Source organism: Bradyrhizobium sp. Arg816, from assembly GCF_029989365.1.
In the GTDB taxonomy this organism is placed as follows: domain Bacteria; phylum Pseudomonadota; class Alphaproteobacteria; order Rhizobiales; family Xanthobacteraceae; genus Bradyrhizobium.
The window spans coordinates 528,543-548,536 of sequence record NZ_JAPRAQ010000003.1; the positions used below are offsets into that span (position 1 = coordinate 528,543).

Annotated in this window: 18 protein-coding genes; 9 read left to right on the forward strand and 9 right to left on the reverse strand. The window is 64.8% G+C overall.

The annotated features are described in order from the left end of the window. Positions 1 to 43: 43 nt before the first annotated feature. The gene (locus OWC48_RS11250) at positions 44 to 883 is read right to left on the reverse strand and encodes a protein-disulfide reductase DsbD domain-containing protein (RefSeq protein WP_282520027.1); all 840 of its coding nucleotides are present in this window, start codon (positions 881 to 883) and stop codon (positions 44 to 46) included. Between the two features lie 142 nt (positions 884 to 1,025). On the opposite strand from OWC48_RS11250, the gene OWC48_RS11255 reads away from it, so the two are divergent. Then, positions 1,026 to 1,670 (forward strand): YqgE/AlgH family protein, encoded by a 645-nt coding sequence (locus OWC48_RS11255; RefSeq protein ID WP_063981003.1) that lies wholly within the window; start codon positions 1,026 to 1,028, stop codon positions 1,668 to 1,670. Positions 1,671 to 1,845: 175 nt separating this feature from the next. Here OWC48_RS11255 and OWC48_RS11260 read toward each other — a convergent pair whose 3' ends face one another. Together OWC48_RS11260 and OWC48_RS11265 are read right to left on the reverse strand one after the other, a co-directional pair. Next, positions 1,846 to 2,733 carry a TauD/TfdA family dioxygenase gene (locus OWC48_RS11260; RefSeq protein WP_282520028.1) on the reverse strand — a complete coding sequence of 296 codons (888 nt, stop codon included), beginning with the start codon at positions 2,731 to 2,733 and terminating at the stop codon, positions 1,846 to 1,848. A gap of 97 nt (positions 2,734 to 2,830) precedes the next feature. Beyond that, positions 2,831 to 3,610 (reverse strand): SDR family NAD(P)-dependent oxidoreductase, encoded by a 780-nt coding sequence (locus OWC48_RS11265; RefSeq protein WP_282520029.1) that lies wholly within the window; start codon positions 3,608 to 3,610, stop codon positions 2,831 to 2,833. A 98-nt stretch (positions 3,611 to 3,708) separates the two neighbouring features. On the opposite strand from OWC48_RS11265, the gene OWC48_RS11270 reads away from it, so the two are divergent. Both OWC48_RS11270 and OWC48_RS11275 read left to right on the forward strand, forming a co-directional pair. Then, complete coding sequence (locus tag OWC48_RS11270; RefSeq protein WP_282520030.1) at positions 3,709 to 4,446, forward strand: SDR family NAD(P)-dependent oxidoreductase; 738 nt, start codon at positions 3,709 to 3,711, stop codon at positions 4,444 to 4,446. 130 nt (positions 4,447 to 4,576) lie between these two features. Next, positions 4,577 to 4,951, forward strand: coding sequence for a CsbD family protein (locus OWC48_RS11275; protein ID WP_282520031.1), 375 nt, complete (start codon positions 4,577 to 4,579; stop codon positions 4,949 to 4,951). A gap of 143 nt (positions 4,952 to 5,094) precedes the next feature. Here the strand turns inward: OWC48_RS11275 and OWC48_RS11280 are convergent, their stop codons facing one another. Next, a complete protein-coding gene (locus tag OWC48_RS11280; RefSeq protein ID WP_282520032.1) occupies positions 5,095 to 6,807 on the reverse strand; it encodes an SGNH family hydrolase in 1,713 nt (570 codons plus the stop codon). Between the two features lie 295 nt (positions 6,808 to 7,102). On the opposite strand from OWC48_RS11280, the gene OWC48_RS11285 reads away from it, so the two are divergent. After that, the gene (locus OWC48_RS11285; RefSeq protein ID WP_282520033.1) at positions 7,103 to 8,881 is read left to right on the forward strand and encodes a heme peroxidase family protein; all 1,779 of its coding nucleotides are present in this window, start codon (positions 7,103 to 7,105) and stop codon (positions 8,879 to 8,881) included. Positions 8,882 to 8,905: 24 nt separating this feature from the next. Here the strand turns inward: OWC48_RS11285 and OWC48_RS11290 are convergent, their stop codons facing one another. Next, a complete protein-coding gene (locus OWC48_RS11290; protein WP_282520034.1) occupies positions 8,906 to 10,291 on the reverse strand; it encodes a lytic murein transglycosylase in 1,386 nt (461 codons plus the stop codon). Between the two features lie 194 nt (positions 10,292 to 10,485). Here OWC48_RS11290 and OWC48_RS11295 point away from each other — a divergent pair, with 194 nt between their 5' ends. Next, on the forward strand, positions 10,486 to 11,361 hold the full coding sequence (locus OWC48_RS11295) for a UTP--glucose-1-phosphate uridylyltransferase (protein ID WP_282520035.1): 876 nt from the start codon (positions 10,486 to 10,488) through the stop codon (positions 11,359 to 11,361). 107 nt (positions 11,362 to 11,468) lie between these two features. On the opposite strand, the gene OWC48_RS11300 is transcribed toward OWC48_RS11295, so the two are convergent. Further along, positions 11,469 to 12,965 carry a diguanylate cyclase gene (locus tag OWC48_RS11300; RefSeq protein ID WP_282520036.1) on the reverse strand — a complete coding sequence of 499 codons (1,497 nt, stop codon included), beginning with the start codon at positions 12,963 to 12,965 and terminating at the stop codon, positions 11,469 to 11,471. 137 nt (positions 12,966 to 13,102) lie between these two features. On the opposite strand from OWC48_RS11300, the gene OWC48_RS11305 reads away from it, so the two are divergent. Together OWC48_RS11305 and OWC48_RS11310 are read left to right on the forward strand one after the other, a co-directional pair. Continuing rightward, positions 13,103 to 13,360, forward strand: coding sequence for a hypothetical protein (locus OWC48_RS11305; protein WP_282520037.1), 258 nt, complete (start codon positions 13,103 to 13,105; stop codon positions 13,358 to 13,360). 11 nt (positions 13,361 to 13,371) lie between these two features. Continuing rightward, positions 13,372 to 13,539 carry a hypothetical protein gene (locus OWC48_RS11310; RefSeq protein ID WP_282520038.1) on the forward strand — a complete coding sequence of 56 codons (168 nt, stop codon included), beginning with the start codon at positions 13,372 to 13,374 and terminating at the stop codon, positions 13,537 to 13,539. A 579-nt stretch (positions 13,540 to 14,118) separates the two neighbouring features. On the opposite strand, the gene OWC48_RS11315 is transcribed toward OWC48_RS11310, so the two are convergent. After that, on the reverse strand, positions 14,119 to 16,995 hold the full coding sequence (locus tag OWC48_RS11315; protein WP_282520039.1) for an EAL domain-containing protein: 2,877 nt from the start codon (positions 16,993 to 16,995) through the stop codon (positions 14,119 to 14,121). Between the two features lie 154 nt (positions 16,996 to 17,149). Continuing rightward, complete coding sequence (locus tag OWC48_RS11320; RefSeq protein WP_282520040.1) at positions 17,150 to 18,148, reverse strand: NAD(P)H-quinone oxidoreductase; 999 nt, start codon at positions 18,146 to 18,148, stop codon at positions 17,150 to 17,152. Between the two features lie 113 nt (positions 18,149 to 18,261). Between OWC48_RS11320 and OWC48_RS11325 the strand changes: the two genes are divergently transcribed. Together OWC48_RS11325 and OWC48_RS11330 are read left to right on the forward strand one after the other, a co-directional pair. Further along, positions 18,262 to 18,453 (forward strand): DUF1192 domain-containing protein, encoded by a 192-nt coding sequence (locus tag OWC48_RS11325; RefSeq protein ID WP_282520041.1) that lies wholly within the window; start codon positions 18,262 to 18,264, stop codon positions 18,451 to 18,453. A 530-nt stretch (positions 18,454 to 18,983) separates the two neighbouring features. After that, the gene (locus tag OWC48_RS11330; RefSeq protein WP_282520042.1) at positions 18,984 to 19,493 is read left to right on the forward strand and encodes a DUF1465 family protein; all 510 of its coding nucleotides are present in this window, start codon (positions 18,984 to 18,986) and stop codon (positions 19,491 to 19,493) included. A gap of 192 nt (positions 19,494 to 19,685) precedes the next feature. On the opposite strand, the gene rpmE is transcribed toward OWC48_RS11330, so the two are convergent. Continuing rightward, positions 19,686 to 19,913: a 50S ribosomal protein L31 gene (gene rpmE, locus OWC48_RS11335; RefSeq protein WP_007599895.1), complete on the reverse strand. Its 228-nt coding sequence runs from the start codon at positions 19,911 to 19,913 to the stop codon at positions 19,686 to 19,688. Between the last annotated feature and the right edge of the window lie 81 nt (positions 19,914 to 19,994).

Below are 19,994 nucleotides of genomic sequence, written 5' to 3' on the forward strand. Positions count from 1 at the left end.
GACAGCTGAATATGTGGCGCTGGCAGCGCAACTCAGCTCCGGCTTACTCCAGATTCGTATTGAACTCGTACGACTTCTCAGGCGCGACGAGTGTGAACTTCAGCGCCGCGCCGTCGGGCTTGGCGCCCGGCGGCAGTCCGTCGAGCTCGAAGGAAAATCGCTGCACGCCGGGTGGGCTGCGGTCGACCGGCGCCGGGATCGGCAACGCCCAATCGGGCGTCGGCCCTTCCACGAACAAATTGACGCCGCGGCTATCGGGCACGACCACGTCGACCACGACATTCTTGGGCCCGTCACGTCTGACGTCGCGGATGGTCAGCGGATTGGGATCACCGATCGTGGCAGGCTTCGGCACGGTGTCGAGCGCGGCACGCAGATTGGCGTCCTCGGTCGAGGCGACGTTGTTGAAGCCGAGCTCGACATTGGCCTCGACGGGAACGCAGAGCTTCTCGCACACGGCGTAGTTGATCTCGGCGCGCAGCGTCACCGGCTTGTCGGGCGCCTTGGGCACGATGCGCAGAGGCAGCACGATCTGGCCGTGATAGCCGATCGAATGCCCGCCGGCGCCGTCATCGAATTTCAGCGGCGCCGGCCACATCACCGTCACCGCTTCGACATTGTCCGATTTCGAGAAATCGAACCGCGGCGGAACGCCGGAATCGCCGGGGATGCGCCAGTAGGTCTTCCATCCCTGCTGGAGCTGGAAGGCGATACCGCCGAGCAGGACGGCGCCGCTGCGCGACCCTGCGATCAATCGCACTGCGGAATGGCCGTCGCGCTGCCAGGGCGAAGCGTCGTCGGCGCGGGCTGCGAGCGTCACCGACGACGCAAGCAGGGTTGTTGCGACGCCAATCGCCGCATGCAGGGGAACTCTTGTCAGCATGGCACGTCTTTACAGGGTCGCCCCTGGGCAAACCATTGAATTGCTTGTGATGGATGCACCTGAATCAAGTCGAGGCAAGCCTTGATTTGACAGCGGCCCGGCCCGACATCAGGATAGGAATCGAAACCGGAGTGCTTTACCGATGGCTCCCACAGGCAAAAGGACGGGCGAAAGCACCCGCAGCGCGGCCCCCGCGCTTCCCAGCTCGGCCGGCTATCTCGACGGCCAGCTCCTGATCGCGATGCCCGTGATGGGCGATGAGCGCTTCGAGCGCTCGGTGATCTATCTCTGTGCGCATTCCGCCGAGGGCGCGATGGGCATCATCGTCAATCATCCCGCCGGCAGCATCGACTTCCCCGAGCTCCTGCAGCAGCTCGGCATCATCAAGAAGGGCGAGCACATCAAGCTGCCGGAGAACGCCGAAAGCATGAAAGTGCTGCGTGGCGGACCGGTCGATACCGGCCGCGGCTTCGTGCTGCATTCCAGCGATTTCTACATCGAGAACGCGACGCTCCGGATCGACGACGGCGTCTGCCTCACCGCGACCGTCGACATCCTGCGGGCGATCGCCAACGGCTCCGGCCCGAAGCACGCCATCCTAGCGCTTGGTTATGCCGGCTGGGCGCCGGGCCAGCTCGAGACCGAAATCCAGAGCAATGGCTGGCTGCATTGCGATGCGGATTCGGATTTGATCTTCGGCGACGATGTTGACGAGAAGTACGGCCGCGCGCTGCGCAAGATCGGCATCGATCCCGGCATGCTCTCGAACGATGCGGGACACGCGTAGCTGTGTAACAACTGCTGCGAAGGTTTGCGGTGTCCTGCGCCCCCCTCCGCTGTCGTGCCCCGGCTTGACCGGGGCATCCAGTACGCCGCGGCCTATCGATTGCATCACAACCGTCTCGGAGTACTGGATCGCCCGGTCAAGCCGGGCGATGACCACGTCCAGCGGGGTGTGCCGCCTACTCCGCCGCCTGCTGCTGTACCGTCGGCTCTGTCCCCGCCACCGTCGCACGGCGCATGTCGCGGGGCTGGGACTGGTCGTAGCGGCGGACGCGATGCATGGTCTGGCGGTTGTCCCACATCACGAGATCATGCAGCTTCCATTTGTGGACGTAGACAAACTCGGCCTGCGTCGCATGCTCGTTCAGATCGCGCAGCAGCAGCCGGCCCTCCGGCACGCTCATGCTGACGATCTTGCCGGCATGCGATGAGAGATAGAGCGACTTGCGGCGATGCACCGGATGGGTGCGCACCAGGCGTTGCAGCACCGGCTTGAACATCTGTTTTTCGTCGTCGGTGTACTCGGTGAAGCCGAGCGATCCGCGCGAATACATCAGCGAGTGCTCGCAGACGAGATCCTCGATCTCCGCCTTGGTGTCGTCATCGAGCGCGTCATAGGCCGCGCGCATGTCGGCGAACTCGGTATTGCCGCCCTTCGGGTTCACCACCCGCGCCGACAGCAGCGAGAATTTTGCGGGGATCGGGCGAAACGAGCTGTCGGAATGCCACAGGCAGTTGCCGAGATTGAACAGATGCGCGCGGCTGTCCTTCGCCAGCGGCTTGCCGTCCTTGCCGAGATTGGAGACGTCGTTGAGGCCCGATTGGAGACGGTAGTCCTTTTCCTTGGTCACGGTGCCGCCGCGCGCGTCCTCGCGCTGGCCGAAATTCAGCGCGAAGGCCATCTGCTGCTCGTCGGTGATGTCCTGGTCGTGGAAGATCAGCACCGCATATTTGTCCATGGCGGCCTCGACCTCGCGCGCCTCGGCCTCGGTGAGAGGCTTTCGCAGGTCGAGGCCGGAAACCTCGCAGGCAAAATGTTTTTGAAGCTGCCGGATGGCGATCGTCATGGTGTTTCTCCCGCAAACCGCGAGCGGTTGGTCCCGCTCTGCCGGTGAAAAAGCTACTCCGGCACTCGGCGTTGTCAACGCTCGGCGCGCATGGCTCTCACGCGTTGCGGGCCATCAAGCCTCCATCGACCGGGATCACCGCGCCGGTGAGGAAAGACGCAGCCGGCAGGCACAGGCTCAGCGTCATATGCGCGACCTCCTCGGGGTCGCCGTAACGGCCGAGTGCAGTGCGGCGCTTGGCGTAGATGGTCTTGTGCTCTTCGGAGATGCGGTCGGTGATGGCGGTGCGGATCGGGCCCGGGCAGATGCAGTTGACGGTGATGCCCTCGCGGCCGAGCTCGACGGCGAGCGAGCGCGTGAGGCTCGCCACGCCGCCCTTTGCCGCCGAATAGGGGCTGTGCAATGCGGTGGCGCCGAGGGCCTCGGTCGAGGCGATGTTGACGATGCGCGGGCTCTTCGACCTGCGCAGGTGCGGCAGCGCGGCGCGGATGATGCGCGGATGCGCCGTCAGCATCACCGCGATGCCCTTGGCCCAGGCATCTTCGTAAGCCTCGTCGTCTATCGCGACGCGCACGGAGATGCCGGCATTGTTGACGATGATGTCGAGTCCGCCGAAATGCGCCGCGACAGCGCCAACCACGCGCTTGATCTCGCCGCCATCGGCGACATCGAGCTTCCACGCCTTCGATGATCCGGCGTTCGCGGCAATCTCCTTGGCAACGGACAGTGCGCCCTGCTCATCAAAGTCGGTGACGGCGACGTTTGCGCCTTCAGCGGCGAACACGCGCGCTGTGGCGCGCCCCATGCCGCTCGCAGCACCCGTGACGAGAACGGTCAGGCCCTTCACCGACCGGCTGAGCTCCTTGAATTCGGACATGCCGTTTCCTCGCGTCTCTTGTTTCTTGTTATGAGATGGACAAGGCTGGCATCGATCAGCAGACAGGTCAAACAAGCAAAACAAAAGGGGAGGCCGCGATGGCGAACGAGCTGGATTTCTTAGGCAAGCAGGTGCTGGTGGTCGGCGGTTCCAGCGGTATCGGCAACGGCATCGCGCAAGCCTTTCGTGCGAGGGGTGCCGCTGTTGCGGTCTGCGGCACGCGTGCTCATCCTGCGGAATATTCGACGCAAGAAGGCTCCGATCTCACGGGTCTTTCCTATGCGCAGCTCGACGTCGGCAACACCGGCGCGGTGGAAGCGTTCAAGCCGTCCTTCGACCGTCTCGATGTGCTCGTGCTCGCGCAGGGCGCGGTGCTCTATCGCCGCGGCGAGTTCGAGATGGCCGGCTTCCGCAAGGTCGTCGAGGTCAATCTGATGAGCCTGATGGCCTGCGCGACGCGGTTTCACTCCATGCTGCGCGACAGCAAGGGCGCGCTGATCATGGTGTCCTCGACCGCAGCCTATCATTCCACCATGGGCAATCCCGCCTACAACGCCTCGAAGACCGGCGCAGTCGGATTGACGCGGACGCTGGGCGAGGCCTGGGCCGAGGATGGCATCCGCGTCAACGGTATCGCGCCCGGCCTCGTCGACACCAAGATGACGAAGGTAACCACCGACAATCCCAAGCGGCTCGAAGGCGCGTTGTCGCGCATTCCGCTGCGGCGATTGGGCACGCCGGCTGACATGGCGGGCGCGGCCCTGTTCCTGGCCTCGCCGCTGTCGTCCTACATCATTGGCCAGACGCTGGTCGTCGATGGCGGGCTCATCCTGTAGCCAGGATGGAGCGACTGGCCTGCCGTAGCTCGAAGAGTGCAGGCGGGATCCAGACTACACACTTTCGCAGAAGCTTGGAACTGCGCTGCTCCTGATCGGTTACTTGGGCTGACCCCCGAGGAGGAGCAACATGGACAAGGATCGGATCGTCGGATCGGCCAAGGAATTCGCTGGGCGCGCAGAAGGCGCCGTCGGTGATCTCGCTGGCGATGCGCAGACACAGGCGTCAGGCAAGGCGCGGGAAGCCGCTGGCACCGTGCAGAATCTCTACGGCCAGGCCAAGGACGCCGTGCGCGACGCCGGCGAGACCGCGGCCGGCTACGCCAAGGATGCCTACGACAAGCCGGCCGAGACCTTGCGCGACGGTTCGCAGGCGATTGCCAAGAAGGTGCAGGACAATCCGCTCGGTGCGCTGCTGGTCGCCGGCGGGATCGGCTTCGCACTCGCGCTTCTGATGTCGCGTCCCGCCCGTCGCCCGCCGCCGCGCTGGCGCTATTACGGCTGAGCTTCCCGCCACTGGTCATTCCGGGGCGCGCCTCTTGGCGCGAGCCCGGAATCCATTCATCGGGCATCGTCGGTGGGGCGCGATGGATTCCGGGTTCGCGCTACGCGCGCCCCGGAATGACAGCTGAAATCATCAGTGAAAAACTACCGGAACATCTCCGCCGATCGCCCGACGTTACCAGGCGGGCGCGGGATCGCGGGATTGGGATTCGGATTGCGCGGCGCCGGCGCCAATTGACGCGGCGGTGGCTGCGGAGAGCCGAAGCCGAAGAAATCGCGGAATGACGGCGCTGCCTGGGCCGGCTGCTGCGGCTGCTGCTGCATCGGCGGCTTCTTCGGCGCGAGTCTTGGCGGCGCGATCGCGGCGGCTGGACCCGGTGTGCCGGGAGCGGCGCTGCCGTCGGGCGTCGTCGTCGCCATCGGCGTATCGCCCTTGGCCTGCTCGCGGCCGACTTCGCGGCGCGGCCAGGCATAATCATCGGCACGGCCCGCGGGCGCGGCCAGCGGCTCACCCTTCACCATCGTCTTCGCGGCGAGCGCATCGACGGCGGCGGGACGCGAACCCGGTCCGCCCAGCAATTGATCGGCCGAGATCGAGGCTGCAACCAGCGGCACGATCGGTCCCGCCAGCGGCCGCGGCGCGGGCTTGCCGGGCTCGGCGCTGGTGTCGGGGGTCGCAGGTTCGCTCGGCAGCGCAATCGGGCCGGAGCGTCCGGCGAGCAGCCGAGTGATCTCGCGCTCGACATAGTGGGCGAGCTTGCGTGCGCCGGGTTTCGTGAAATAGACGCCGTCATAGCTGCGGAGCTGGCGGATCTGGCCCTCGAAGTCCGGGCCCTTCTGGAGGAAGCGGCCGGCTTCGTCGACAAAGCCGTCCCAGACATCGACATAGGTGATGCCGGCCTTGGCCGCGCCTTCGCGATAGAGCGAATCCAGGAACAGCATGTCCGCCGTGCCCTTGGGGCCGCGGATCGCGGGCAGGCCGACCCAGAGCACCGGCACGCCCTTGGACTTGAGGACGTTGGCCAGCTCCTCGATCTTCTTGCCGTACAGCTCGACCCAGCGCTCGTCGCGGAATTCGTAGAGGCCGTTCGGGTTGCGCGCGGTCTTCTCCGGCGCTGCGACCGCCGGCGTGTCGGCGTTGTCGGCATCGTCCTGCGGCAGGTCGGCGTCGGCCGGCTTGTCGTCCGGCTTGGCGGCGGAATCAGGTTTGGCGTCGCCGGGCTTCTCGCCTGGCTTGCCTTGCGGCTTGGCGCGCGCGCCCTTGTCGTTCTTCTTGTCCTTGTCCGTCGCCTTGTCGGGCGCGACCTCGCGGATCGAGATGCGGTCGTTGAGGCCGAGCATGACGACGATCACGTCGGGCTTCTCGGTCTCGAGGATGCCCTTCGCTGCCGCTGCCCAGTCCGCGGGCTCACCCTTCGGCTGGTACTTGATCAGGCCGGACGTGGTCTTGTGCTTGCGGATCACGCCCATGTCGGGCTGCTCAGTGTAGGCGTCTTCGAGGCCGTAGGCGAGCCAGTCCGCCATGGCGTCGCCGATCACCAGCACGTTCTTGTCGGGCGTCGTGTCGCGCTTGCTAGGTGCCGGCGCGCGCGAAAAATCCTGGCGCGGCGCCTGCGGCTGTTGCTGCTGGAATGGCGTGAAGAAATCGCCGCCGAACCAGCCGCCGCCTCCACCGTTCCGCGGTGGCGGGGCCTGCCGCTGCGGCGGGCCGCCGAAGCCGGGGAAGTTGAAGAACTGCGCCGAGGCGGGTCCTGCGACGGAGACCAGGATCGCGAGCGCCGTCCCCAGCGCGATCAACGGGCCGGTCTCGGTCAGCGCCTTGAAGAAGGACTTGAACTGGGGCCTGGGCTTCGACATGCGATCTCGGGCACGCGCAATGGGGGTCGGGATAGGCTCGATATAATAGCGGAATCGGGCGCCAAACGGGCAGAATTCGTTGCCATAAACCGTCCGTTGGGTCCGGAGGTCAAGGCCGATCGACCCGAAACAGGCCGGAACGGTTACCGGCGGGCCGGATCATGGGGTGCGACGGCGTGATCCACCCCTAATTGCGATCCATCTCACAACTTCGATGGCGGTCTCACGGTATTTTCACGCTGAAATAGCGCTCTCTCAATATTGATGACCAATTCCAATTTCGGGAGCTGAACCCATGCAGGACATCACCAAGCAAGATGTTGCCGAGTCCCGTGCGCAAGCCGAGAAATTGCTCGACGCGCAGGCCGAGCAGTCCAAAGCGAAGCGACCGCAAGGCCATGGACGATCCGAACGCGGCCTGGACGCCGTGGCTTACCAGCCGGAAGGCTTTGGCCGGTTCGGCCGCATGTTCCCGGAGCTGGCCCGGGCCCGCTTCGGCGATACCCTACCGCAGGAACAGGCGATCATGAATGCGATCGCCGACACCATGATCAAGCGGGGAGATACCGGCGCTCCGATTACCGAGGAGGAACCGGCCGACGAGAATCCGAAGATCAAGGCAGGCTACACCTATTTCGGCCAGTTCATCGATCACGACATCACCTTCGATCCTGCCTCCGATCTCGACCGTGACAATGATCCCAACGCGACCCAGGATTTCCGCACGGCGCGGCTGGACCTCGACAGCATCTACGGCCGGGGGCCGGCGGATCAACCCTACCTTTACAATCCCGATCTCACCATCAAGCTCGGCTTCGACAAGACGCCGGCCTATCTGAAGGGCAAGAAGAAGCTCTTCGACGTGCAACGCGCGCCGCGTGACGAGAGCGGTGAAGTCGACGATGCGCATCAGGATTGCCCGCGCGCCATCATCGGCGACAAGCGCAACGACGAGAACAACATCGTCCTGCAGATTCACCAGCTGTGGCAGCGCTTCCACAACAGGATCATGCTCGACCTGGCGCGGCCGTCGACCGAGCCGGGAAACGAGCGGCCGGGGATCACGGGCCTCGCAGCCTTCAATACGGCCCAGCGCAAGGTACGCTGGCACTATCAATGGGTCGTCTTGCATGACTTCGTGCGGCGCATCGTCGGCGACAAGATGTTCCACGCGGTCTACAACGGCGGCAAGCCGAAGCTCCACTTCTACAACCCGGAGGCCGCGCAATATCCGTTCATGCCGGTCGAATTTTCGGTCGCGGCCTATCGGTTCGGCCACTCCATGGTCCGGCCGAGCTATTCGCTGAGCGCGGCGATACCGCATCAGAAGACGAATTCACTGGACCGGCTGCCGATCTTCAAGCCGAACTTCAGCTGCGACGATGTGCAGAGCCTGAACGGCTTCCGTCCGTTGCCGCCGGAATGGGGCATCGACTGGAGCTTCTTCCTGCCCGACGTGAAAAGCGATCTGCCGAAGCCAACGAAGGAGCTTCCGTTCGGCGATTTCGTGCGGCCGCAGCCGGCCTATCGGATCGACACCATGCTGGTCGATCCGCTCTCGATGTTGCCGGACCTGCGCAACGAGAAGAGACCCGATCGCAAGTCATTGCCGAGCCTGAACCTGCAGCGCGGCATCGCGCTGGGCCTGCCGAGCGGGCAGGCGGTGGCACGGCGCATGGGTCTCAAGCCCCTGACGGACGATCAGCTCTGGATCGATCCCGGCAATCTGGACGACGATGCCGCGAAGGCGCGCAGCGACATGTTCGCGACGAACGCAGCGCAGCTGCACGAGAACGCACCGCTCTGGTACTATATCCTGCGCGAGGCGGAGCTGGCCGACGCGGTCAAGACCGACTTCGAGGAAGACGGAGAGGAGAAATCCCAGGTGCTGGGTGGCAGCCGGCTGGGCGACGTCGGCGGTCGCATCGTCGCCGAGGTCTTGATCGGCCTCGTCGTCGCGGACAATCAGTCCTATCTCGTCCAGGACCCGAACTGGCGGCCCACGGTCAAGGACATGTCGGGCCAGGGGGCGAGGTTCGAACTATCGGACGTCGTGAATTACGTCGATTCCTGAACGATCGGCCGTGGCGGGCGGTGTTTACCGCCCGCGCAGCCGTTCCAGCACGTCGGAGGAGGCAAACCCGTCGGCGGGGACCCCGATCGAGGCCTGGAAATTACGCAGTGCCTCCCGGGTCTGGCCGCCGAATTGGCCGTCCGGGGTGCCCTTGTAGAAGCCGCGCTGGGCCAAGAGCTGCTGGAGCTCCAGCCGCTCGGTGCGGGACAGCTCGCGCTCCTGCCGCGGCCAGGGCTGCACGAAGGGCTGGCCGCCGCGCAGGCGGTCGGCGAAATGGCCGATCGCCAGCGCATAAGCCTCGGCCGGGTTGTACTTCATGATGACGCGGTAATTCTGCAGCATCAGGAAGCCCGGGCCCTGCGCCCCGGCCGGCGCCAGCAGATAGGCTTTCTCGGCCGGATGCGGGAAGGGCTGGTTGGTCGGGCGCTTGAGCCCGAGCTTCTCCCACTGCGCGATCGTCATCGCCTTGGCGCGATCGGCCAGCATGTAGTTGAAGCCTTGGGGCACCACGACCTCAAAGCCCCAGGTCTGGCCGGCCTGCCAGCCGTCCTTCTTCAGATTGTTGGCGGTCGAGGCGATCAGGTCGGTGGGATTGTCGACGACGTCGCGCCGTCCGTCGCCATCGCCATCCACGGCAAAGCGCTTGAACGCGGTCGGCATGAACTGCGTCGGGCCGAAGGCGCCGGCCCAGGAGCCGCGCATCTGCTCAGGCCTGAGATCGCCGCGGTTGAGGATCTCCAGCGCGGAGAGAAACTCGTCCTTGAAATAGGCCTGGCGGCGGCCGATGCAGGCGAGCGTCGCGGTCGATTGCAGCACGCTGCGGTCGCCCATCTGCGTCGAGTAATTGGACTCGATACCCCAGATCGAGGCGATGATGTAGCGATCGACGCCGGTGGCCTTTTCGGTGGCGTCGAACTGCGCCTTGTATTTAGAGAGGACCTCGCGGCCCTTGGCGAGGCGGTTGTCGTTCACGAGGATGTCGAGATAGTCCCAGATCGACTTGGTGAACTCCGGCTGCGAATCCATCAGGTCCATGATGCGCAGATCGGGTGTGAGCCCGGCTGTGAAGCGCTGGAAGTTCTCCTGCGTGATGTTGCGCCGTGCGGCATCGGGCCACATCCCCGCGACGCAATTGTTGAAGTTGGAGGCGGCTTCGCGGATCGCGGCGGCCGTCATCAGCGGATGGCCGGAGGCGCCGTCCTCGCCGGTCCAGGGTAAGGCGCCGCCGGGGCCGGGCGGGGCTTGCGCAGGCGCCGGATTCGGGCCGGAGAAAATACCGCCGAACAGGTTCGACAAGCCGTTCTGCGCCTGCGCGTGCGCGCTGACAGGCAGCAGCACAGCGGCCGCAAGCATCATTGCGCCGGTCACAAATCCAGCACGTTTTGCCAGCCCTGCCACTGATTGCATCATACCCTACCTGTCCGGCCGAAAATCCGCCTTCAGGAGGCCCGGTACCGGTTGCCAATAGCTTAACAAAGGTGAAATTTTGGTGTCGGCCTTTTTCTCAACTCTGTGAGCGCGAGGCCCCACATCCGCCTTTGTTAGCGGCTGCAAACAAGCTAGCAAGATACCATTGCTCCGTTCACGTCTCAGGTATTCGATCAATGAAAATTCGCAAAGCCGTATTCCCCGTCGCCGGCCTCGGCACCCGCGTCCTGCCCGCCACCAAGGCGATGCCGAAGGAAATGCTGACCATCGTCGACAAGCCGCTGATCCAGTACGTCTATGACGAGGCGAGGGAAGCCGGCATCGAGCATTTCATCTTCGTCACCGGCCGCAACAAAAATGTCATCGAAGATCATTTTGACAAGATGTTCGAGCTCGACGCGACGCTCGCCGCGCGCGGCAAGAAGGCCGAGCAGGACATCCTGGCGCAGAACCAGCCTGGGGCCGGCGCCGTCAGCTTCACCCGCCAGCAGGCGCCGCTCGGCCTCGGCCACGCGGTCTGGTGCGCGCGCGACATCGTCGGCAACGAGCCGTTCGCGGTCGTGCTGCCCGATGAGCTCGTGCTCAACACGACCGGCTGCCTGAAGCAGATGATCGAGACGGCTTCAACGCTCGGCGAAAAATCCAACGTCATCGCGGTCGAGGCCGTACCCGACCATCTCACCCATCAATACGGCATCTGCGGCGTCGGCAAGCGCACCGGCAAGACGTTCGAGGTCGACGGCATGGTCGAGAAGCCGGCCAAGGGCACCGCGCCCTCCAACCTCTCGATCACCGGCCGCTACATCCTCCAGCCGGAGATCTTCAAGATCCTGGAGACCCAGGAGCGCGGTGCCGGCGGCGAGATCCAGCTCACCGACGCCATGATAGGCCTCGCCAAGTCGCAGAAATTCTACGGCGTCGAGTTCGAGGGCGAGCGCCATGATTGCGGCTCCAAGCCCGGCTTCCTCCGCGCCAACATCGCCTACGGCCTGAAGCGGCCGGAACTGCGTGATGGGCTCATTGCGGAAATGAAGAAGTATCTGGGGCAGTAGTTCCCGGCGTCATTGCGAGCGAAGCGAAGCAATCCAGAATCTTTCCGCGGAGAAAGTCTGGATTGCTACGTCGCAAGAGCTCCTCGCAATGACGGGGAGAGAAGCCCTCACGCCACCAGCGACAGCTTTGGAAGGCTCGCGACCACGGACTGGTTGCGGCCGCCGGCTTTCGCCGCATAGAGCGCCTTGTCGGCGGCGGCGACCAGGACCGGCCAGTCCATGCCGGTGGTGGGAACGAAGCCCGCAATGCCGCAGGAGACCGTCGACATCGCCTGGTCGTCGGACCAGCCCTGCACCTTGCCGCGGATCGTCTCGGCGACATTGAAGGCCTCGGCGGCCGACGTGTTCGGCAGCAGCACCGCGAATTCCTCGCCGCCATAGCGCGCGGCGCAGTCACCGGACCGCCGCACGGAATCGGAAATGCAGATCGCGATGCCGACCAGCACCTGGTCGCCGGCCTGATGGCCGAACGTGTCGTTGTAGGCCTTGAAGTGATCGGCATCGATCATCAGCAGCGCGACCGGTGTCTTCTGGCGCATCGCGCGGCGCCATTCGGCGTCGATGACCTGGTCGAACTTGCGGCGGTTCTTCAGGCCGGTGAGCGCATCCGTCGTCGCCATCTCCTCGAGCTTGCGCTCGGCTTCGGCGCGCCGGCTGATCTCGCGGGCGAGCACCAGCGTCGAGGCCAGCATGAACAGGATGAGCGCCAGGACCACGGCGCCGATGCGGTAGGCTTCCTTCTGCCAGATCTCGAACACGGCGGCGAGCGGCTTGCCTGCCACCACGAAGAGCGGACCCGGGCCGGTGCTGCGGACGTAGAGGCGCGGCGTCGCGTCCACCGGGCCCTGGCCCGCATAGGACCCGCCGGCCTTGAGATTGTCGGCCTTCCAGCTCTGCCGCGTCCCGAGATTCTTGCCGATGACGTCGAGATCGAACGGCCGCCGCATCATGATGGTGCGGTCGCGCCTGAGCACGGTGATGGTATCGTCGGGATCGAGGTTCAGGCGCTCGAACAATTCGTGGAAATAGCTGAAACGGATCGAGCCGGTGACGACCCCCAGGAAGCCGCCGTCGGTATCGCTGATGCGCCGGCTCAGCACGATGGAATAGGCGCCGCGGAACAGCATCGGACGGCTGATGAAGAGGCCGGCGTCGGGATCGTCGCGATGAACCCTGAAGTAGTCCTCCTCGCTCCGGTTCTCCGGCAGGGGATCGAGCGTGGAGGCGTCGATGGTCAGCCTGCCCTCGGCATCGAACACCTGGATGGCGCCGAAGTGCCGCGCCGTGGTGGCGTGGTCGAACAGGATCAGGTGACGGATCGGCTTCGAGACCGCGTTGATCTCCGGCAGCAGCATGTTGCTGGCGACCGCCTTCAGGGAGAGATCGTAGATCTCGATGTTGCGGCTGATATCTGCTTCGATGGAGGTGGCCAGATTGTCCAGCGTCTGGCGCGCGAGGGCCTCCTCGCCGCGGCGCATGTCCAGCATGACGTTGACGCAAATGGCGGAAAAGCCGATCACCGTCACGACGGACGATATGATCAGCAGCTTCGCCGAAATCCGCCACGGCCGGCGGGTCGTGACGTCGCGCCATCCAGACTGCATCGATTGCTCCCGACGCTAGTGGATGCGCCCGAAATCTTGCGTAGTGTTTAAGCCGGGACGGCGCTGCCGCAATGAGTTAAGAATTGGTTTCCGCGGGGATCGCTTTTGGGCAGCGGAGCCGGGACGAGAGGACGATTGTGAACGATTACGACGCGCTGCGGGATTACCTGACGCGGCAGAAGCAAATGGAATTCGTGCTGAGCTTCGAGCAGATCGAGGAGATCATCGGCGCGGCCCTGCCACGTGCGGCGAATCGCGCCTCATGGTGGGACAGCCTCCGCAGCCCCGACATCCAGATGCCCCAGCGCGAAGCCTGCCTCGCCGCGGGGTTCGTCGCGACGCGGATGCCGGACGGCCAGAGCGTGCGGTTCACCAAGAAGAAGCAGCGCAGGTGAGCTGACGCCGCATGATTCTGCGCTGGCCAAGGGGGATTTTTGGCGCAGCCCTGATTGCAACAGGCGTGCTGTTCGCGCTCGCCTTCGAGGCCCGCTACTGGCGCTGGCGCGACTGCGCCGCGATCTCGCTGGTGGCGGGGTTTTGTCTGGTCGCGGGGCTACGACGCAAGCCAGGGTAGGCCAGCTGGACGCGGTGCGCCGCAAGCGCGAGATGGGGGCGTTAGCCCACGTGTTTCGCCCAAGTGTTTAGCCCAAGTGTAGAACCACGACCTTCATTGGCGATTACCGGGCCAGCGTTCGTCAGCGGCATGGGCTCGTATCAGGCAGCTGGTCGTCTGCCGGTCGCAGGTGCGCACGCATGTGTTCTGGCGCCCTCGAACGTCACCGGCCCCGCCGGTGTAGTTGGCACATGTGCCGAGGCAATTTGCGCCTCGATCCTCGCATCGTGCGGCTGTCACTGCTTCGGCCGATGAGGCGAGGAACACTCCGGTGCCGATCAGGGTGATCGCGTAGAAAAGGTGCCGAGTCATCCGTGACTCCTGAGAAAGACGCGTGGTCTGCTCATTCCGAGAACGACAGCTGCGGGCCCCGTGACCACGATGACGAAGCCGTTCTGGATCGAATGCTGCGTTGCATCTTTCATGGTGGTCGAGCACGGCCCATTGATCTGGATCAAGCCCGGCATCAGCGCGCCGGTGCGGCACCCCGCTCGCCTTGCGAGCGACCCTTTCCGGGAGGAGAGCGGAAGGAGATGAGCGCTAGCTCGCCGCTTCCAGCCGCACTTCCGTGAGCAGGCGCATCGCCGCATCCGCGTCCATCGGCTCGCCGAAGGCGAAGCCCTGCGCGTATTCGCAGCCCATCTGGTAGAGCTCGACCGCGTCGGAATCGGTCTCGGCGCCTTCCGCGACCACGTCCATGCCGAGATCATGCGCGAGCGCGATGATCGACTTCAGGATCACCGGACGGGTGCCGCGGTTGGTGGTGCGAACGAAGGACTGGTCGATCTTGATGGTGTCGAACGGGAAGCGCTGCAGATAGGCCAGCGAGGAATGGCCGGTGCCGAAATCGTCGAGCGACAGTCCGGTGCCGAGCTCGCGGATGCGCGTCAGCATCTGGGCTGCGTGCTCCGGGTTCTCCATCACCAGCGATTCCGTCAATTCCAGCTTCAGCGTGCCGCGCGCCACCGAGGAGCGCGACAGCACGGTGCGGATGTCGTGGATCAGATCGTGGCGCAGCAATTGCCGCGAGGAGACGTTGACGGAGGCGAAGATCGGCTCGCGCGAGCGCATCGCGCGTTGCCACACCGAAAGCTGCTTTGCGGTTTGATCGAGCACGAACATGCCGAGGTCGACGATCAGGCCGGTTTCTTCCGCGATGCTGATGAATTCCGACGGCGCCATGCGTCCGAGCTTCGGATGATCCCAGCGCACCAGCGCCTCGAAGCCGGCGATCGAACGATCCTCCAGCCGTACGATCGGCTGGTACAGGATCGTGAGCTCCTGCCGCTCGATGGCGCGGCGCAGCTCGCTCTCCAGCGTCAGGCGGTCGGTCTTTCGCGCGCGCATCGCCGGCTTGTAGACGTCGATGCGGTCGCCGCCGATCCGCTTGGAATGATACATCGCAAGCTCGGCGTCCTTGATGATCTCGTCCGTCAATTGGGTCTGCGGATCGGAGAGCGCCAGCCCGATCGAGGCCGTGAGAAAAATCTCGCGGTCGTTGAAGGCGATCGGGGCGCGGATGGTCTTGCGGATGGTCTCGGCGAAGGCGGTGATGCGGGCAGGGTCCTGCTCCGAGAGCAGGATCAGGCCGAACTGGTCGCCGGCAAGCCGCGCCAGCGTGTCCTGCGGCTTCAGGATGCGGGTGAGGCGGCGGGCCAGCGTCAGCAGGATCGAGTCGCCGACTGCGATGCCGACGGAATCGTTGACCTGCTTGAAGCGGTCGAGGTCGATGACCATCAGCGTCGGCCGTAGCGTCGGCATGGTCTTGGCGAAATGCGCGACCGCGCCGAGCCGGTCCATGAACAGTTTGCGGTTGGGCAGGCCGGTGAGGTTGTCATGCACGGAATCGTGCAGCAGGCGCTCCTCGGCGTTGCGCAGCTCGGTGACATCGGTGAGCGTGCCGACCACGCGCGAGACCTCGCCGTCCGAGCCGACCACCGGGCGCGCCTTCAGCGCGAACCACATGAAATGACCGTCCGGCGTGCGCAGCCGGAAATCCTGCACCAGGCGGCCGCGGCGCTGGTCGAGCACGCTGTCGAGCGCGGCGCGGAACCGGTCCTGGTCGAGCGGATGCAGCACCTCGAGCCACGACGCCGCCGGGCCTTCCAGCGTGCCGCGCTTGAGGCCGAGCAGGGCTTCGGTCTCGGGGCTGGTGAACACCTTGTCGGCGGAGACGTCCCAGTCCCAGATCAGATCGCCGGAGCCGGCCAGCGCCAGCGCGCGCCGCTCGATGTCGGAGACGACGCCGGTGCTGGCGCCGCCGCCGGCGAAGGCGTGCTGCATCACCGTGAAGCCGATCAGCATCACGATCAGCACGAGGCCGCCGAGCAGCGCCGGGCCGACGATGTCGTTGGTGACGGAGCCCGCGACCGTCATGCCGGCCGCGACCACCCAGATCACCAGCAGGAACCAGGTCGGGATCAGCAGCACGGCGCGGTCGAAGCCGTGGGTGGAGAGATAGACGATCAGCGCGAAGCCCGCGAAGGCGATCAGCACCAGCGAGATGCGCGCGATGCCGGACGCCACGGCCGGGTCGAACAAGGCGAGCGCGACGAGGGAGCCGAGGAATGCGAGCCAGCCGACTGTGATGTGCGAATAGCGCACATGCCATCGACTGAGGTTGAGATAGGCGAACAGGAACACCAGCAGCGTCGCCGCCAAGATCGCTTCACCCGCCGCGCGCCAGATGCGCTCGGCGTTGTTCGACATGTCGAGCACCTTGCCCCAGAAGCCGAAATCGACGCCGATATAGACCAGCACCGCCCAGGCCAGCGCCGCGGCGGCCGGGAACATGATGCTGCCCTTCACCACGAACAGGATGGTGAGCACGAGCGCCAAAAGCCCGGAGATGCCGATCACGATGCCCTGGTAGAGCGTGAAGGAGTTGACCTTGTCCTTGTAGGACTCGGGCTCCCACAGATAGAGCTGCGGCAGCTTGTCGGTGCGCAACTCCGCGACAAAGGTGACGACGGCGCCGGGATCGAGTGTGATGCGGAACACGTCGGCCGTCGCGCTCTCCTGGCGCTCCGGGCGGTCGCCGATCGAGGGCGTGATGGTCGCGATGCGCGACAGCCCGAGGTCGGGCCACAGCAGGCCCGACGAGACGATGCGGTAATGCGGGGCGACGATTAGGCGGTCGAGCTGGTCGTCGGTGTTGTTGGCGAGCGCGAACACCACCCAGTTCTGCCCGCCCTCGCGGGCGCGCACCTCGATGCGGCGGACGATGCCGTCGGTGCCGGGTGCGGTCGAGACTTGGATGCGATCGGCGTCACTGCGCTGATGCTCGAGCACGCCGGTGAGGTCGATCGCGGGCGCGTCGCCACGGACGCTGACGGCATCCAGCGCGCGCGCCGGGCACGCGGCGACGAGAATCATGAGGCCCAGCGCTATGGGCGCGAGGCACCTGATCAGACGCAAGGTCGGTTCTCCGCGTTCGACGCAAACTCTTCAGTGCAGGATGGTCAGTGCAAGGCGTTTTCCGAACGGAACAAGATGGTTCGGCGCGTCGCGATAGATGCCACGAAAGCGAGGAAAATCAAAGGGTTTCCGCCGTGCCCCATGGGCCGTTGGCCTAGACCTCCAACACAATTTTGCCAATATGTGCCGAGGTCTCCATGCGCCGGTGCGCGTCGGATGCCTTTTCCAGCGGGAAACTGCTGTCCATCAGCGGCTTGACGCGGCCTTCGCGCAACAGCGGCATCACTTTCGCCTCGATTGCGGCCACCATCGCCGCCTTGTCCGCATTACTACGGGGGCGCAGCGTCGAGCCGGTATGGGTCAGGCGCTTCACCATCACCTTGGCGATGTTGACGCTGACCTTGGGGTCGTTGAGGGTTGCGATCTGCACGATGCGGCCGTCGACCGCGGCGGCATCATAGTTGCGGTCCACATATTCGCCGGCGACCATGTCGAGGATCAAATTGGCGCCGGTATTGTTCGTCTCCGCCTTGACCACGGCGACGAAGTCTTCGGTCTTGTAATTGATGGCGCGGTCGGCCCCGAGCTTGAGGCAGGCATCGATCTTGTCCTGCGATCCCACGGTGACGAACACTTTCGCGCCGAACGCTTTCGCAAGCTGGATCGCCATGGTGCCGATGCCGGAGGAGCCGCCATGGATCAGCAGCGTCTCGCCGGCCTTCAGGCCGCCGCGCTCGAACACGTTGTGCCAGACCGTCATCAGGGTTTCCGGCAGCGCGCCGGCTTCCTTGATCGACAGCGCCGGCGGCACGCTCATCGCCTGGGCGTCCTGCGCGATGCAGTACTGCGCATAACCGCCGCCGGCGACCAGCGACATCACCTTGTCGCCGACCTTATGCCGTTTGGCGTTGCTGCCGACCGCCACCACTTCGCCGGCGATCTCGAGCCCCGGCAGGTCGCTGGCGCCGGGCGGCGGCGGATAGGCGCCGGAGCGCTGCGCCACGTCGGGCCGGTTGACGCCCGCGGCCTGTACCTTGACCAGGATCTCGTCGGGACCGGGCTGCGGAACGGCACGTTGTTCCGGCACCAGCACCTCCGGTCCACCGGGCTTGGAGATGGCGACCACGGTCATTTGCGCGGGCAGCTTGTCCATGATGTGTCCTTGAGCAAAGGTGCGGGATGAAACGAGGCCCTTTGCTTAGCCAGCGTGGTGCACGCTGGCAACCGCTTCAGCCATGTGCCCGCGCGAACGCAGGAGGAACGACGATGGCGACGGAAGACGACGACCGCCCGCGCAAGAAGATCAGCCATGAAATCGGACAGGATCTCTCACTGTTGTCGGTGGAGGAACTGACCGAGCGCGTGGCGCTGCTCAACACCGAGATCGCAAGGCTCGAGGAAGCCGCCACCAAGAAGCGCGCCTCGCGCAATGCGGCGGATAGTTTCTTCAAGAAGTAGACGGCCACCTCACAGGTTCGAGGGCTAGGCGAAATCCTCGTCCTGAGGAGACCGCGTAGCGGTCGTCTCGAAGGATGGCCGCGGGCGATAGCGGGGCCTGCATGGTTCGAGACGCGCGCGGTGCGCGCTCCTCACCATGAGGGGTGAGTCAATCGCCCACTGCGCCGAGTTTGTTCCCGCCGCGCACTCGGCCAGTGACCGACATGGCTAACGAACTCTCAAAAAATTAGCTCGTTTACTTCCAATTAAGCTTTCGGGTTTATGACTGGAACTGTCCTCGTTTGGACACCGAGTGGCTCCTGTCCACTCTGTTTGACGCCTCCCTGTTATCAACTTTCAAAGCCGCCGGTCTCCGGCGGCTCTTTTTTTTCCATTTTTGCGTCTCGTTCTGGTTGAATTCCGAGGAAGGACCCGCGGAAACCATATCCGTGCTTGTCGCTGGACTCCGCGTCCCGCCCGCGCAATGATTTGTTCATCATAAGCCGGCGCCAAAGCCGGGTGGGTAAACAGTTGCGTAAGGGGCGTTAACCATGGAACGTTTGCAAGCCGAAGGTGCTCTCGTTCAACTCAGCGAGCGGTTCACCAATTCTGCGGCGTTCGGCGTCCTGTTCCGGGAGGGCATGGACCTGGTGGAAGAGACCGCCGCCTATCTCGACGGCGCCGGCCGCACCGAGGCCAAGGCGCTCGACCGCGCCGTCAGCCTCACCTATGCGACCGAGAGCATGCGTCTGACCACCCGCCTGATGCAGCTTGCTTCGTGGCTGCTGCTGCACCGCGCGGTGAAGGAAGGCGAGATGACGCTGAGCCAGGCCAATCGTGAGAAGACCAAGGTCAAGCTCACCGCCGCCGATCCCGGCCCGTCCGACACCGTCGAGAAGCTGCCCTCGCAACTCCAGGACCTGATCCATCGCTCGATGAGCCTTCAGACCCGCGTGCGCCGCCTCGACACCACCATCCACACCCCGGCGGTCGAATACGTGGCGATCGGCAATCCGCTGGTGCCGCAGCTCAACGCGCTGAAGGCCGCGTTCGAGCGGTAAGCGCAGAGGTGCCGTAGTCACAGCTCTCGTAGGGTGGGCAAAGGCGCAAAGCGCCGTGCCCACCATTTTGCTTTCCGGATCGTAGAAAGGATGGTGGGCACGCTTCGCTTTGCCCACCCTACAGGTCTCGCCACAAACAAAAACGCCCCCGGTCTCCCGGGGGCGTTTTCGTCACCAGCCTTGTGGGCCGGATCAATCCTTTTTGAGAAAGCCCGAAAACTTCTTCTGGAAGCGCGAGACGCGGCCGCCGCGATCCATCAGCTGGGCGTTGCCGCCGGTCCAGGCCGGGTGCGACTTCGGGTCGATGTCGAGGTTCAGCGTGTCGCCTTCCTTGCCCCAGGTGGAGCGGGTCAGGTACTCGGTTCCGTCGGTCATCACGACCTTAATCGTATGATAATTCGGATGAATTTCGGCTTTCATGGCAATTCCTCGGGCGCCCGGCGCCTGTCTTGAGTGGCTATCGAATGACGGATTTGGCGGGGTCTATACCCCACAGGCCCC